13 protein-coding genes are annotated in these 14,346 nt (G+C 71.2%); 1 reads left to right on the top strand and 12 read right to left on the bottom strand.

The features are described from left to right. Window positions 1-18: 18 nt before the first annotated feature. The 3 genes from AB0F81_RS34235 to aroC are packed head-to-tail and all read right to left on the bottom strand — an operon-like array spanning window position 19 to window position 3,671. Window positions 19-1,983 carry an ATP-binding protein gene (locus tag AB0F81_RS34235; protein WP_360203975.1) on the bottom strand — a complete coding sequence of 655 codons (1,965 nt, stop codon included), beginning with the start codon at window positions 1,981-1,983 and terminating at the stop codon, window positions 19-21. A gap of 6 nt (window positions 1,984-1,989) precedes the next feature. Beyond that, window positions 1,990-2,493 carry a shikimate kinase gene (locus AB0F81_RS34230; protein WP_360203974.1) on the bottom strand — a complete coding sequence of 168 codons (504 nt, stop codon included), beginning with the start codon at window positions 2,491-2,493 and terminating at the stop codon, window positions 1,990-1,992. After that, window positions 2,493-3,671 (bottom strand): chorismate synthase, encoded by a 1,179-nt coding sequence (gene aroC, locus AB0F81_RS34225; protein ID WP_360203973.1) that lies wholly within the window; start codon window positions 3,669-3,671, stop codon window positions 2,493-2,495. Before aroC ends, AB0F81_RS34230 begins: the two co-directional genes overlap by 1 nt. Before the next feature lie 118 nt (window positions 3,672-3,789). On the opposite strand from aroC, the gene AB0F81_RS34220 reads away from it, so the two are divergent. After that, a complete protein-coding gene (locus tag AB0F81_RS34220) occupies window positions 3,790-5,031 on the top strand; it encodes a multidrug effflux MFS transporter (RefSeq protein ID WP_360203972.1) in 1,242 nt (413 codons plus the stop codon). Here the strand turns inward: AB0F81_RS34220 and AB0F81_RS34215 are convergent. From AB0F81_RS34215 to AB0F81_RS34175, 9 genes are all read right to left on the bottom strand, one after another. After that, complete coding sequence (locus tag AB0F81_RS34215; protein ID WP_360203971.1) at window positions 4,961-5,842, bottom strand: shikimate dehydrogenase; 882 nt, start codon at window positions 5,840-5,842, stop codon at window positions 4,961-4,963. The two genes, AB0F81_RS34220 and AB0F81_RS34215, sit on opposite strands and share 71 nt — an antisense overlap. A gap of 64 nt (window positions 5,843-5,906) precedes the next feature. Then, window positions 5,907-7,082, bottom strand: coding sequence for an endolytic transglycosylase MltG (mltG, locus tag AB0F81_RS34210; RefSeq protein WP_360203970.1), 1,176 nt, complete (start codon window positions 7,080-7,082; stop codon window positions 5,907-5,909). Window positions 7,083-7,313: 231 nt separating this feature from the next. Then, window positions 7,314-8,480 carry an endolytic transglycosylase MltG gene (gene mltG, locus AB0F81_RS34205; RefSeq protein ID WP_360203969.1) on the bottom strand — a complete coding sequence of 389 codons (1,167 nt, stop codon included), beginning with the start codon at window positions 8,478-8,480 and terminating at the stop codon, window positions 7,314-7,316. After that, window positions 8,481-8,942, bottom strand: a complete 462-nt coding sequence (gene ruvX, locus AB0F81_RS34200) for a Holliday junction resolvase RuvX (RefSeq protein WP_360203968.1) — start codon at window positions 8,940-8,942, stop codon at window positions 8,481-8,483. 137 nt (window positions 8,943-9,079) lie between these two features. Then, on the bottom strand, window positions 9,080-11,761 hold the full coding sequence (alaS, locus tag AB0F81_RS34195) for an alanine--tRNA ligase (RefSeq protein WP_360203967.1): 2,682 nt from the start codon (window positions 11,759-11,761) through the stop codon (window positions 9,080-9,082). Further along, entirely contained in the window at window positions 11,758-12,048 is a 291-nt protein-coding gene (locus AB0F81_RS34190) for a hypothetical protein (protein WP_360203965.1), read from the bottom strand. The genes alaS and AB0F81_RS34190 overlap by 4 nt, the downstream gene beginning before the upstream one ends. A gap of 20 nt (window positions 12,049-12,068) precedes the next feature. Then, window positions 12,069-12,518, bottom strand: a complete 450-nt coding sequence (locus AB0F81_RS34185; protein WP_360203964.1) for a DUF948 domain-containing protein — start codon at window positions 12,516-12,518, stop codon at window positions 12,069-12,071. A gap of 79 nt (window positions 12,519-12,597) precedes the next feature. Next, window positions 12,598-13,449: a hypothetical protein gene (locus AB0F81_RS34180; protein ID WP_360203962.1), complete on the bottom strand. Its 852-nt coding sequence runs from the start codon at window positions 13,447-13,449 to the stop codon at window positions 12,598-12,600. Window positions 13,450-13,481: 32 nt separating this feature from the next. Beyond that, window positions 13,482-14,346 (bottom strand): hypothetical protein (locus tag AB0F81_RS34175; RefSeq protein ID WP_360203960.1); only part of this gene is annotated, 865 nt, incomplete at its 5' end.

The following is a 14,346-nucleotide window of genomic DNA, read 5'->3' as shown; positions in this document are numbered from 1 at the left end:
CGACAGGTCAATCGCTGGTCATTCGCCGTGCAGTTCGCGCTCCCACAGGTACGCCACCACGCGCTCGACAGCCCGGTCCCGATGCCGCCGGTAGGTGCTGAACGACAGGTGCAGCGCCTCGGCGGCCCGTTCCTGGGTGGCCGCCGGCCGCAGGAAGGTCCGGTCGAGCACGCGGTGCAGCCGGGGGTCGGGGCGCAGGCTCTCGGCGGCCGCATCGATCAGCTCGCGCAGCCGGTCCGCCCGGCCGCCGGTCAACCGGGACCGCAGCAGCGGGTTCTCCGCGAGCCGGTCGTCCGAGCGCAGGTCGCGCAGCGCCGCGCGGACGGCCGCCGCGAACTCCGGCTGGGACAGGACCAGGGCCTGCGGCGCCGTCGGGCCGGGTGCGGCACCGAGGTCCTGGCGCAGGGCGTTGTCCAGCCAGGCGTCCACTCCGGAGCCGCGCCAGTCGCGGGCGAAGACCGGGAAGGTCAGGTCGCCGACGGTGTAGTCGGCGGCCGAGGCGCGCGTGAAGTCCATGTAGGCGTAGACCGGGGCCCACTGCTCGGCGTCCTGGTAGAGGCCGAAGAACTCCCATGCCGTGGGGCCCCGGGAGAGGATCTCGCGGACGCCCCACGCGGCGGCCAGGACGCGTGACGCCGAGCGGTCGTGGTGATGCTCGCGGTCCAGCATGAATCGCCAGGCGACGACCTGTTCGCCGGTGCGGGGCGGCGCCTGGGCGGTGGCGTGCGCCCACATCGCGCGGGTGCCCGGATCGGCGTCCCGGTCGGCGGGGTCGGCGGTGTCCAGGCGCAGGCAGCCCGCGTACCCGATCGGCTCGCCGTCCGGGCCGCGGAAGACCCGGAACCGGCCGGGCTGCGCGTCCAGCCACCGGGCCAGGTGGGCGGCCTGCTCCGGGCCCTGCAGCCGGCCGGTCAGGGCGAGCAGCGCCGGCCGGTCGCCGGGCTGGAGGTCGTCGACATAGGCCTCGTCCACCCCGGCCCATCGGTAGAACGGGGCGATCAGCGGGTTGGCCCGGGTGGTGAAGAGCGCGTCCACGACCCGGCGGTGCTGCTCGCGTTCGTCCTCGGTCTGCCAGACCCGTTCGAAGGAGTGGTTGCGCACGGTCCGGTGCAGGGCGGCATAGCGCGCCGGGTCGCGCCAGCGCAGGTCCGCGTCGAGGGCGTCGCGCACCAGGTCGTGCGGTTGCAGGCCGCGCCGGGTCTCCTCGACGAAGGTGCGGGTGCGCAGCCAGTCGAACAGCTGCCCGGTGTCGTCCCCGCCGAGCACCGCCCGGAGCAGGTCCTCCGAGGTCACCCGGGCGTGCGCGGCCACCTCCAGGGCCTGCCGGTGGCGCGCGCCCGGCACGTCGTCGACGATCCGCTCGATCGCGGCACGCAGCACGTCCGGCACGTCGGTCCAGGACTCCGGCGCCGCGTCCGCCAGCAGCGACAACGTGAGCGGGTGCCCGTGCGTGATCTCGACGAGCCGGTCGTGCAGCTCCGGCTCGACCCCCTCGATCCGCAGGTAGGCGCGGGCGTCGGCCGGGGCGAGGTTGCGGACGGCGACCACCCGCAGCACGTCACGCCAGGCCGGGTCGGTGGTCCAGCGCGGCGAAGGCGGCTCCCGGCCGGCGAGCACCACCAGCACGTCAGCCGGCAGGGCCGGCAGCAGACGCTCACGGATCCAGGGGTCCAGCGGCGCCAGCGCCTCGTACGTGTCGAGCAGCAGCACCGGCCGATGGTCCGGGACGGTGAGCGCCGCTCGCAGTGCGGCCGGTGCCGGGTCCACCTCGGCGCCGTCCACCCGGACCGGTGTGGCGCCCTCGGCCACGGCGATCTCGGCGAACTCACCGAGCAGTGTGGTCTTGCCGATCCCTCCCGGACCGTGCAGGAAGAGCACCCGGGGCGGGTCGGCCAGCGCGGCCCGGAACAGCTCCAGCTCGGCGTCGCGCCCGACGAAGCGCCGACGGCGGGCCTGCCGCAACCGCGCCCCGAACGAGTCCACGATCCATTATGTCCGGAGCAGCGCGACGACCTCGGCCGTGATCTCCTCCGCGTCCCGGCCGTCGGTGGTGACCGTGTGCGCCGCCACCTCCAGGTAGAGCGGGCGCCGTTGCTCCAGCAGGTATTTCAGGGTGGCCCGCGGGTTGATCGCCAGCAGCGGGCGGCCCGCCCCGAGCCCGACCCGTTTGATCGCGTCGGTCAGTTCCACGGACAGGTAGACCACCGTCTGCGTGGCGAGCAGCTTCCGCGTACCGTCGTCGAGAATCGCACCGCCGCCGAGGGCGAGGACTCCGCCGAAGTCGCGCAGCGACGAGGCGACCACGTCGCGCTCCAGCTCGCGGAAGGCGGCCTCGCCGTCGTCGACGAAGATCTCCGGGATCGGCTTGCCGGCCCGCTCCTCGATGATCGTGTCGGTGTCGGCGAACGGGACGCCGAGGGTCGCGGCCACCGCGGCGCCGATGGTGGACTTGCCCGCGCCCATCACCCCGACCAGGACGGCGACCGGGGCCATCAGCGGATGACCAGCGCTTCCAGGTACGACGTCAGGTTGCGGCGGATCTCCGCGACCGAGTCGCCGCCGAACTTCTCGGTCGCCGCCTCGGCCAGGACCAGGGCGACCATCGCCTCGGCGACCACCGCGCCGGCCGGCACCGCGCAGACGTCGGAGCGCTGGTTGATCGCGGTGGCCGGCTCGCCGGTGATGATGTCGACGGTCTGCAGCGCCCGGTTCAGCGAGGAGATCGGCTTGAGGGCGGCGCGGACCCGCAGCGGCTCACCGTTGGTGATGCCGCCCTCCAGGCCACCGGCCCGGTCGGTGACCCGCTTGACGCCGTCCGGCGTCGGGACGATCTCGTCGTGGGCCACCGAGCCGCGCGAGCGCGCCTGGGTGAAGCCGTCGCCGATCTCGACACCCTTGACCGACTGGATCGACATGAGCGCGGTGGCGAGCCGGGCGTCGAGCTTGCGGTCCCACTGCACGTGTGAGCCGAGGCCCGGCGGAACGTTGTAGGCGAGGACCTCGACGATGCCGCCGAGGGTGTCCGCGTCCTGCTTGGCGGCGTCGACCTCGGCCACCATGCGGGCGCTGGCCTCCGGGTCGAGGCAGCGCAGCGGGTCCTCGTCGATACGGTCGAAGTCGTCGGGCGTGGGGACCAGGCCGGGCTTCGCGGCGACCGAGCCGAGCTCGATCACGTGCGAGACGATGTCGATCCCGAGCGCCTGCTTGATCAGTTTCTTGGCGACCACGCCGACGGCGACGCGGGCCGCGGTCTCCCGGGCGCTGGCCCGCTCCAGGATCGGGCGGGCGTCGGTGTGCCCGTACTTCTGCATGCCGGCCAGGTCGGCGTGGCCGGGCCGCGGGCGGGTGAGCGGGGCGTTGCGCGCCTGCGCGGCCAGCTCCTCGGCGTCCACCGGGTCGGCCGCCATCACGGTCTGCCACTTGGGCCACTCGGTGTTGCCCACCCGGATCGCCACCGGGCTGCCCAGCGTGACGCCGTGCCGGACACCGCCGATGACCTCGATCTCGTCCTGCTCGAACTTCATCCGGGCGCCGCGCCCGTAACCCAGGCGGCGGCGCACGAGGTCACGGGTGATGTCCGCACTCGTCACCTCCACCCCGGCGGGAACACCCTCCAGCAGCGCGACGAGAGCCGGTCCGTGCGATTCACCTGCGGTAAGCCAGCGCAACACGGCAACAGTTTGGCACGTCCGGCCGGGCGCCCGGTATGCGGGCAGCGGTGTCCCGCTCTCCGGGAGTCCCTGGTCACATGCGGCCGGGAAACAATCGTCATCGAAGTAAATTCGCGCCGTGACAGTGCGAACCGAGCCGGGGACGAACCGGGTGCTGCTGGTCGTCATCCTCGGGCTGATCACCACGATCGGGCCGCTGTCGCTGGACATGTACCTGCCGGCGCTGCCCGAGATCGCCCGTGACCTGGAGGTCTCCGCCGCCGAGGTGCAACTGTCGCTGACCTCCTGCCTGGTCGGCATGGCGGTGGGCCAGCTGCTGTTCGGGCCGCTCAGCGACAGGTGGGGGCGCCGGCGGCCGGTGATTCTCGGGCTCGCCGCGTACGCCGTACTGTCATTTTTGATCGCTCTGGCGCCGTCGGCGCCGGTCTTGACCGGCTTGCGTTTCCTGCAGGGTCTCGCCGGAGGCGCCGGCGTGGTGGTGGCGCGCGCGGTGGTCCGTGACGTCAGCTCCGGCGCCGCGGCCGCGAAGCTCTTCTCCAGCCTGACCCTGGTCTTCGGCCTGGCGCCGATCGCGGCGCCCAGCCTGGGCAGCCTGGTGCTGGGGCTGACCTCCTGGCACGGCGTCTTCGTCGCGCTGGGCGTCATCGCGGTGCTGCTCACCGTGCTGGTCGCGGTGGGGCTTCCGGAGACGCTGCCGCAGCAGCGGCGCAGCAGCGGCGGGCTGGGCACGATCGCGCGCACGGCGCGCGCTCTCTTCACCGACCGGATCTTCCTGGGGTACGCGCTCGCGCAGTCCTTCACCTTCGCGGCGCTGTTCGCCTACATCTCCGGGTCGTCGTTCGTCCTGCAGGACGGGTACGGGCTGTCGCCCACCACCTACAGCCTGCTCTTCGGGGTGAACGCGGTCGGCCTGATCATCCTGAGCCAGGCGAACAACCTGCTGCTGAACCGCTGGAGCCTGCGCCGGCTGATGTTCCTGGGCCTGGGCGTGCAGTCGACGGCAGGCGTGCTCGCCCTCGCCGGTGCTGTGGCGGGGAACCTGATGATCCTCGCGGCCGGCCTCTTCCTGCTGGTCGGGGCGATCGCGATCATCCAGCCGAACACGGCGGCGCTGGCGCTCGACCGGTACCCAGAACGCGCCGGGGCGGCGGCCGCGCTGCTCGGCGGCGTCCAGTCGGTCATCGCGTCGGCGGCCGCGCCGCTGGCCGGGCTGGGTGATCCCGGCCAGGGCGTGCCGATGAGCATCGTGATCCTCGGCTTCGCCGCGGCGGCCCTGCTGAGCGTGGTGATCAGCGGTTTCGGACAGCTTCGTCCAGGGCGGCCCGCATGGCTTCCTCGGGGGCCTCGGCCACCCCGGTGAACTGCTCGAACTGGCCCAGCGCCTGAGCCAGCAGCAGGTCCAGCCCGGAGAAGACGGGCACCTGCTGCGCGGTCGCCGCAGTCGCCAGCGGCGTCGGCCACGGGTCGTAGAGAGCGTCGAAGAAGACGCTCCCGGCCCGCCACTTCACCTGGTCGGCGAGGTGGTCGGCGGCGCCTTTCGGCACCGTGGCGACGACCGCGTCGGCCTCGAAGGCGCTCACCGCGTCGTCCCAGGCGACGCCCTCCAGCCGGAGGCCGAGGGCGACCGCGACCGGCTCCAGCTCCTCGCGGGCCTCGGGCCGGCGGGTCACCACGGTGACCGTCTCCGCGCCCAGCTCCGCGGCGGCCGCGAGCGCGGCCCGCGCGGTGCCGCCGCCACCGAGCACGGTGATCCGCGGGGGCGCCTCCTTCTTGGCGTGCCGGCCGCGGCTGACGCCGAGCCCGGCCTCGCGCAGCACCCGGACCATGCCGCCGACGTCGGTGTTGTCGGCGTGCCAGGCGCCGTCCTCCTGCCGCACCAGCGTGTTCGCGACGCCCGCGGCGATCGCCACCGGCGACGCGACGTCGGCGATCCGCAGCGCGGCTTCCTTGAGCGGCATGGTGAGCGACAGGCCGGCCCACTCCGGGCCGAGCCCGGCCACCAGGTCGGGCAGCTCGGACTCGGCGCACTCGAGCGTCTCGTAGGTCCAGCCGGTGAGGCCGGCGGCAGCGAACCCGGCATTGTGGATCACTGGGGAGAGCGAGTGGGCGATCGGCTTACCGCACACCGCGGCCTTACGGCCGCGGGACGTGGTCTCGTCTTGGCTCTGCACGCGCCCACTCTACGGCGCGGTGTCGCGCCGCCCTCCAGCCCCTGTCAGCTGTCCGACGCTGCCGTCAGCACAGCGGGATGCCGTTGCGGCACGCCTCCTGGATGTTGCGGTCGTGCTCCTCGTTGGTCACCGCGAACTTGGACTTCTTGGTCTTCGGGTCGACCGCCACGAAGAACAGCCACGGTCCGGCCGGCGGGTTCAGGGCACCGGCCAGCGCGGCGCGCCCCGGGCTGTTGATCGGACCGATCGGCAGACCCTTCACAACCTCCGTGTTGTACGGGTTCTTCGGGTCCTCCATCTCCTTCGCGAGGAGCTGACCGGAGTGCTTCGGGTCCTTGCCGTTGAGTTCCAGCCAGTAGTTCGTGGTCACGTCGAACTGCAGCGGGATCTTCTCCTTGTAGGCCCGGTTGTAGGCCACCCGGGAGATCTTCGGCAGGTCCTCGGCGATGCCCGCCTCCGCCTGCGACAGCGACGCCACGATCAGCGCCTCGTACGGCGAGACGGCCAGCTTCTTCTGCACCCCGTCGGCGAACTCCAGCTCACCGCTGACGGTGAGGAAGTGCTCGACCATGGTCTTGAGGATCTGCGAGGCGTTCGCCTTCGGGTCGAACTCGTAGGTGTCCGGGAAGAGGAAGCCCTCCACGGTCTTGGAGACCTTCTTGCCGTCGGTGCGGTTGAACCACCAGTCCGGGATGCCGAGCGCCTCGGGGTCCTTGGCGGCCGCCGCGAAGTCGGCCGCGGGGATGCCGGTCGCCTTGGCGAGCAGCTCGTAGGTCTTCTTGGCGGACGTGCCCTCGGGGATCGTGACACCCTTGGCGACCCGCGCCTTCGGGTCGAGCAGCAGGGTCACCGCGTCCTTGGCCGCCATCTGCTTGCGCAGGTTGTACGTCCCCGACTGGATGTTCTTGCTGCGTGGCTCTTCCTCAGCCGCGTTGGTGAAGGCTTTCGTGCTCTTCACGACGTCGACCTTGACGAGCTCGTTGCCGATCTCGGTGAGCGACGCGTTCTTCGCCACCGTGACCTGCACCGGATCGGAGCCTGGGCCGTCGTAGTCGGCGGCGACGAAGAAGCCGCGAACCTTGGTGTAGCCGAAGTAGACACCGCCTCCGAGGGCGGCCAGCAGAACGAAGGTCAGCGCGAACGCGACCGCCGACCGGCCGCCACCCTTCTTCGCCCGATGGCGCCGCGGTCTACTCCGCTCGGCGTCCTCATCGAACGCCACATCCAGCTCGTCGATCATGTCGTCTGCCTCCGCGGTTCACCGCTCGACGACCGCGATCCCACCTGCCCCCTTACGGGCAGTGACCGCGATCGCCCTTCTCCCCGTCGGCCAGGACTGCACCCGGCACTGACGCGCACCATACCCACATCGATGGCCTGCCGCCCACCCCCGCCACCGTGTGATCGCCGATCGATCACTCTGCGTCGCGAGCACTCTGCTCAACGTTCCTGGGTTGCCCACGAAACGCCGTCAGCAGATCGGAATGCCGTTCTTGCACGCTTTTTGAATGTTGCGCCGATGGTCGTCGTAGGTCTCGCCGTACGCCATGGCACCCTTCTCGTTCACCGTGACGAAGAAGTAGTTCTTGCTCTTCGCCGGGTTCATCGCACCCCGGAGAGCCACATCGCCGGGATTGCTGATCGGACCGACCGTCATCCCCTTGACGTCGTAGTTGTACGGGTTCTTCGGGTCGTGCAGCTCCGACTCGAGCAGCTTGTCGGACGACTTGGCCTCCTTGCCGCTCAACCGGAGCCAGTAGTTGACCGTACTGTCCAACTGGAGGCATTCGCAGGGAAAGTTACCGGTGTAGGCGCGGTTGTAGAGCACCCGGGCCACCGGCCCCATGTCCTCGTCGAGCAGCGCCTCGACCTGCGCGATCGACGCCGCCACGAGCGCCTCGTACGGCGAGATCTTGAGCTTGGCGGCCACCGTCTCCGGGAACTTGATCTCGGCCATCTCGGCGTTGAAGTTCTTGATGATCAGCTTCAGGACGTCCGTCGCGGTGGCGTCCTTGGGCAGCTCGTAGGTCGCCGGGTACAGGAAGCCCTCGATGTTGGTCTTGTCGACCTTCTTGCCGTCGGTCCGCTTGAACCACAGCGCCGGCACGCCGAGCTTCTGCGGCTCCTTGCCGGCCGCCTTGAACTCGTCCACCGCGATGCCGGTCGCCTTGGCGAGCCGCTCGTAGACCTGGAGGTAGGTGAGCCCTTCGGGGAGCGTGACCTTGTTGACCTTCTTGTTCTTCAGGTCCAGCAGCATGAGGACCGCGTCGCTGGCCTTCATCTCCTTGCGCAGGACGTACGATCCGACCTGAATGTTCTTGCTGTCGGTATTGTCCTTTGCAGCGTCGACGAACGCCGCGGCGCTCTTCACCACGCCCGCCTTCTCCAGAGCGCCGGCGATCTCGGTGGCGGAATCACCCTCGCCGACCTCGACGACCGCCTCACCCGTACCCGGGCCGGCGTAATCCGCCGCGCCGAAGAGCTGCTGGTAGCCGAACCAGGCGCCACCGCCCACAACACCGAAGAGCATCAGCGCCAGGGCGACGGCCACGAGGCTCCGGCCCGGCCCCTCAGGTTTGCGATGCCGCCACCGGCCCCGGTCCACACCCTCGAACGCGAAACCTACCTCGTCGCTCAACTACTCCCGCCTCCGCTGCGCGTTCAGCCAGCTCTGCAGGATCTCGACGGCGGCCGCCTGATCGACGACGGCACGCTGGCGCTTGCCCCGGACGCCCCGCTCGGACAGCCGGCGGCTGGCAACCACGGTGGACATGCGCTCGTCGGAGAGCACCACCGCGATCGGCGCGATCACCGGGGTGAGCCGCTGCACGTACGCCCGGATGTGGCCGGCCGCCACACCCTCCCGCCCGCTCAGGTCCACCGGCAGCCCCACCACGAGCTCGACCGCCTCGTGCTCGGCGGCCAGCCGGGCCAGCTCCAGCATGTCCTTCGGGGTGCCGTCCTCCCCGGTCTCCCGGTCGCGCGGCACGGTCGCCACCGGACTGGCCAGAATGCCGTCCGGGTCGCACTTCGCGACACCGATCCGCACCTGTCCCACGTCCACACCGAGGCGCACGCCCCGGGCGAAGCCTTGCGTCACGGAGGCCCACCTTTCAAGATCCGACGCGTAGAGTAGTCGTCGATCACCCAATATTGCTATCCGCACAGCGTGGCGGTTGTTGCACACAGAGCGGCCCCGTCACCAAGTGTGACGGGGCCGCTGCTGAAACAGAGTGGTTACGCGGCGTCCGCCACGGCCTGCTCGACCGCGGCCAGCAGGCGCGGCGCCTCCGCAGCCGGCAGGCCGCCACCCTGCGCGAGGTCGGCGTTGCCGCCGCCCCGGCCGGACAGCGCACCCTTGACCAGGTCCGCCGCGGACAGGCCGCGGCTCTTCGCCGCGGCGTTGAGCGCCACGATCAGCGACGCCTTGCCATTGGCGCGGGCGGCCACCGCCACCACCGCCGGGCGCGCGGCGTCGATCTTGCCGCGGATCTCCTGCGCGAGAGTACGGACGTCGTTGCCGGCCGCCCCCTCGGGCGCCTCGGTGCCCACGAACGCCACACCGCGCAGGTCCTTCGCCTGGTCCGCGAGAGCGCCCGCACCGCCGAGCACCATCTGCGCCCGCAGCTTCTCCAGCTCCTTCTCCGCGTCGCGCAGCGCCGTCACGGTCTGCTCGACCCGGTCCGCCACCTGGTCGCCGGGGACCCGGAACAGCTCGGCGAGCCGGGACACCAGCAGGTGCTCCTTCGCCAGGAAGCCGAACGCGTCGATGCCGACGAGCGCCTCGACCCGGCGGACACCGGAGCCGATCGACGCCTCGTTGAGGATCTTCACGAGACCGAGCTGGCCGGAGCGCGCCACGTGCGTGCCGCCGCAGAGCTCACGCGCGTAGTCACCGACCTCAACCACGCGGACCTCATCGCCGTACTTCTCACCGAAGAGCGCCATCGCGCCGAGCCGGCGCGCTTCCTCCTGGGAGGTGATGAACGCGTGCACCTCGAGGTCACGCAGCAGCACCTCGTTGATCTGCTGCTCGACGTCGAACAGCACCGACGGGTTGACCGCGCCCGGGGTGTGGAAGTCGAACCGCAGCCGGCCCGGCGCGTTCAGCGAGCCCGCCTGGGTCGCCGACTCGCCGAGGAAGTTGCGCATCGTCTGGTGCACCAGGTGCGTCGCGGTGTGAGAGCGGGAGATCGCCTTGCGCCGGTCGATGTCGATCTCGGCGTAGCCGGTCTCGCCGGCGCGCACCTCACCGCGGACGACCCGCGCCTTGTGCACGATCAGGCCCGGGATCGGCTGCTGCACGTCGACGACCTCGAGCCGGCCACCGCCCACGTTGATCAGGCCGGTGTCGGCCTGCTGGCCACCACCCTCGGCATAGAACGGGGTGGTGTCGAGGACCAGCTCGACGAAGTCACCCTCGCCGGCCACCTCGATCCGGCCCTGGTCACCGATCAGCGCCCGGACCCGCGACTCGCGGGTGACCTCCTGGTAGCCGGTGAACTCGACCGGACCGCCCGCGTCCAGCGCGCCCCGGTAGGCGCTCAGGTCCGCGTGGCCGGTCTTGCGCGCCGCCGCGTCCGCCTTCGCCCGGGCCCGCTGGTCCGCCATCAGCCGGCGGAAACCCTCCTGGTCGACCTGCAGGCCCTGCTCCTGCGCGATCTCCAGGGTCAGGTCGATCGGGAAACCGTACGTGTCGTGCAGCTGGAACGCCTTGTCACCCGACAGCTGCCCGCCACCCGACTTCTTGGTGTCGGTGATCGCGGTGTCCAGGATCGTGGTGCCCGCGCGCAGCGTGGAGAGGAACGCGTCCTCCTCCGCGTACGCGTACGTGGAGATCCGGCCGAACTCCTCGGCCAGCTCCGGGTAGGACGGGGACATGCAGTCGCGCGCGATCGGCAGCAGGATCGGCAGCGCCGGCTCCTGCCAGCCGAGCAGGCGGATCGAGCGGATCGCCCGGCGCATGATCCGGCGCAGCACGTAGCCGCGGCCCTCGTTGGACGGCACGACACCGTCGCCGATCAGCATCAGCGCGGTGCGCACGTGGTCGGCGATGACCCGCAGGCGTACGTCATCGGGGTGGGACTGGTTCGCCGCGTGACCGGAGTGCGCGCCGTACTGCTTGCCGGTCATCTCCGCGGCCCTCGCCAGGATCGGCCGGACCTCGTCGATCTCGTAGAGGTTGTCGACGCCCTGCAGGATCGACGCGATGCGCTCCAGGCCCATGCCGGTGTCGATGTTCTGCTTCGGCAGGTCACCGACGATCGTGAACTCTTCCTTCGACTTCACGTCGGTGATCTCGTGCTGCATGAAGACCAGGTTCCAGAACTCCAGGTACCGGTCCTCGTCGACCTCCGGGCCGCCCTCCTTGCCGTAGGCGGGGCCGCGGTCGTAGTAGAGCTCCGAGCACGGGCCCGCCGGGCCGGGGATGCCCATCGACCAGAAGTTGTCCTTCTTGCCGCGGCGCACGATCCGCTCGGCCGGCAGACCGGTCTGCTTCCAGATCTCGATCGCCTCGTCGTCGTCCAGGTAGACGGTCGCCCAGATCTTCTCCGGGTCGAGACCGAAGCCGCCCTGCTCGACCGGCTTGGTGGACAGCTCCCACGCCAGCGGGATCGCGCCCGCCTTGAAATAGTCGCCGAACGAGAAGTTGCCGTTCATCTGGAAGAACGTGCCGTGCCGGCTGGTCTTGCCGACCTCGTCGATGTCCGGGGTGCGGATGCACTTCTGCACGCTCGCCGCCCGGTCGTAGGGCGGGGTGCGCTGGCCCAGGAAGAACGGCACGAACTGCACCATGCCGGCGTTGATGAACAGCAGGTTCGGGTCGTCGATGGCCGGCAGCGGGGCACTCGGGACCACCGTGTGCCCGTTCGCCTCGAAATGCGCCAGGAAGCGCCGCTTGACTTCCGCCGTCTTCATCGAATCCCCTCCTGCGAGCCGGGCCCCGCGTCCTCGCGAAGCTCGGCGAACTTGTCCTCGTACAGCTCCCCCGCGGCGAACGCCTCGTGGATCTGCTGCTCCCGCTCGGCCATGCCGTCGCGGACGTCATCCACGAAGCTACGCAGCGATTCGACGAGCCCGCCAGCGGATTCCGACAGTGAGGTGGCGATCCCACTCGGGGTGAACTCGTTGGCCTTCTGGTTGAGCTTGCGGACGACGATGGCGCCGACGGCCAGGCCGACGCCGAGCCAGAGCAGGCGTTTCATGACGGATCTCCCCTTGCGGCTCAGCGACCGGCCTTGCGGCGCTGCTTGATGGCGGCACGGACCTCACGCTCGTCCTCGGCGTGGCGGCGCGCGGCGGCCGCCTTACGCAGCCCGTACCCGAAAGAGGCGACCTTGACCAGCGGGTTGGCCGCGGCGGCGGAGACAACCGTGACCAGGTTGGCGACGTTGGCCGTGATGTTCTGGGCGTGCTCGGTCATCGTGTCGACCTTGGCCAGCTGAATGTTGACGCCGTCCAAAGAGACCTGGACCTGACCGAGAGCGGTGTTCACGTTCTCCACCGTGGTGTTCACGTTGGTGAGCAGCGGGCCGGTCCGGTCCACCACGTCGTTGATCGCGCGCGTGGCGGCATCCACGGTGCGGCCCAGCTTCAGGATCGGCACGGCGAGCACGAGCACGAGCATGCCGAAAGCACCCGCCGCGATCAGACCTGCGATTTCTCCGGCTTCCATGTGGCGCGTCTCCTATTCGGGTGGTCACGGGTTCGGCGGGACAACTAGCAGACCCTACCGTCCGTGACCACCACGCGCGTCACGACGCCTCGGGTGTCGGCTCCAAGAGGGGTGAGTCCGGCGGCAAGGTCGGGTCCGGAGTGACCCCGACCGGGCCGGGCGCCTGGTCGGTCTTGCCCCGCTCGTCGGTGATCGTGTTCCGCACCTTGATGTTGACCGTCGATCCGACACACTGCTCGGCGGTGGCCGCTTCCGGGTTTCCGGCCTCCGGCAGGGCCTGCTCCACCGCGCAGCCCGGCAGGCTCACATAGAGATCCAGAGTGAACTCGTCACGCTGCCAGCAGCTGTAGGCGCCCTCGTCCGGGTTGACCGGCGTCTCCGGGCACTCGGCGACCTTCCACTGCTTCCAGCCGGCCTCGGCCAGCGCCGTGGTGTAGGCCTTCGAGGTGTCCGCGAACGGCTTCTCCGACTCGGCGATCCGCTCCCGGAACCGGCAGTCCAGGAAACACCAGCGGCTGCCGCTGCCCTGATCCTCGACCTTCGTGGCGGCCCAGGCCGGAACCTTCAGGTCGTCCAGCGACGAGAAGACCGGGTCGCTGGTCAGCGCCCGGATCCCGAAGATCGCCGGCAGGACCAGCAGCACCAGCGCGGCCAGCGACATCAGGGTGACCTGCCGCAGCTGCCGCTCGCTGCGCATCTTCTGCCGCAGCTCGGCGCCGGCGCCGCGCAGACCGCTTTCGCGGTCACCCGATCGGGGTACGCCTACCGCACCGCTCCGCGCGTCATCGACGCCTGCCGTGGCGCGGCCGGGCGCGAGCCCGTCGCCGGCACCGGCGGGCGGGGGGACGGAGGCGCGGCCGGGCATCCCGGGTCCGCTGTCCGCGTCCGGGCTCACTGCGGCGCGCCCACCTGCGGGGGCGCCCATGTCCATGGCCAAGCCCTGAGCAGGGCCGCCGTCCATGCCTACCTTGGCGCGGCCGCCCGGGGCCGTGCCCGTCCCGCTCTCAGCGCCCACCGCGGCGCGGCCACCGGCGGCTGCGCCCATCCCGCCGTCGGCGCCCACCACGGCGCGACCGCCAGCAGCTGCACCCATCCCGCCGTCAGCGCCCACCACGGCGCGACCGCCAGCAGCTGCACCCATCCCGCCGTCAGCGCCCACCACGGCGCGCCCACCAGCAGCTGCACCCATCCCGCCGTCAGCGCCCACCACGGCGCGGCCGGCTCCGCCGCGTCCTCGCGCCGGTCCGTCAGCGCCCTGGCCATCGGCGTCCACGACGGCGCGTCCAGCGCCGCCACGGCCACGCGCCGGGCCACCGTCGGGGCTCGCCAGCGGGCCGGTGCCCATGCCGACCGGGCCGTGCCCACCCTGCCCACGAGCCAGGCCGTCAGCACCATGATCAGCGTCATCCGAGCCGACAACCGCACGGCCACCACGACCGCGCGCCGGGCCACCGTCCAGGCCTGGGACCGGGCCATGCCCACCCTGACCACGAATCGGGCCGTCAGCATCGAGATCGGCACCGTCCGGGCCGACGACCGCACGGCCACCACGGCTGCGCGCCGGACCACTGTCCGGGCCCGCCTGCGGACCGGCACCCATCCCCTGAACCGGGCCACGCCCACCCTGCCCACGAACCGGGAGGCCAGAGCCGGCGTCCGGGCCCACAACCGCGCGGCCACCACGCGCCGCACCGCCATCCGGGCCGGCAGCCATGCCCTGAGGAGCGGTGCCGTCCGGAAGATGCCGGAGATCATGTCGGCGGCGCCGGCGAACGCCAGACAGAACAGGGTCAGCCAGAGCGTGCCGGACAGGCCCACGCCGATGATG

This window comes from Actinoplanes sp. NPDC024001 (assembly GCF_040638955.1).
Taxonomy (GTDB): Bacteria; Actinomycetota; Actinomycetes; order Mycobacteriales; family Micromonosporaceae; genus Actinoplanes.
This window is presented reverse-complemented; position numbering and strand designations above follow the sequence as displayed.

Excerpts from the sequence above, each read along its gene's own strand:
- AB0F81_RS34180 (WP_360203962.1), bottom strand. The coding sequence starts at position 13,449 with ATGGACATGGGCGCCCCCGCAGGTGGGCGCGCCGCAGTGAGCCCGGAC.
- AB0F81_RS34230 (WP_360203974.1), bottom strand. The coding sequence starts at position 2,493 with ATGGCCCCGGTCGCCGTCCTGGTCGGGGTGATGGGCGCGGGCAAGTCC.
- mltG (WP_360203970.1), bottom strand. The coding sequence starts at position 7,082 with ATGATCGACGAGCTGGATGTGGCGTTCGATGAGGACGCCGAGCGGAGT.
- alaS (WP_360203967.1), bottom strand. The coding sequence starts at position 11,761 with ATGAAGACGGCGGAAGTCAAGCGGCGCTTCCTGGCGCATTTCGAGGCG.
- AB0F81_RS34185 (WP_360203964.1), bottom strand. The coding sequence starts at position 12,518 with ATGGAAGCCGGAGAAATCGCAGGTCTGATCGCGGCGGGTGCTTTCGGC.
- AB0F81_RS34190 (WP_360203965.1), bottom strand. The coding sequence starts at position 12,048 with ATGAAACGCCTGCTCTGGCTCGGCGTCGGCCTGGCCGTCGGCGCCATC.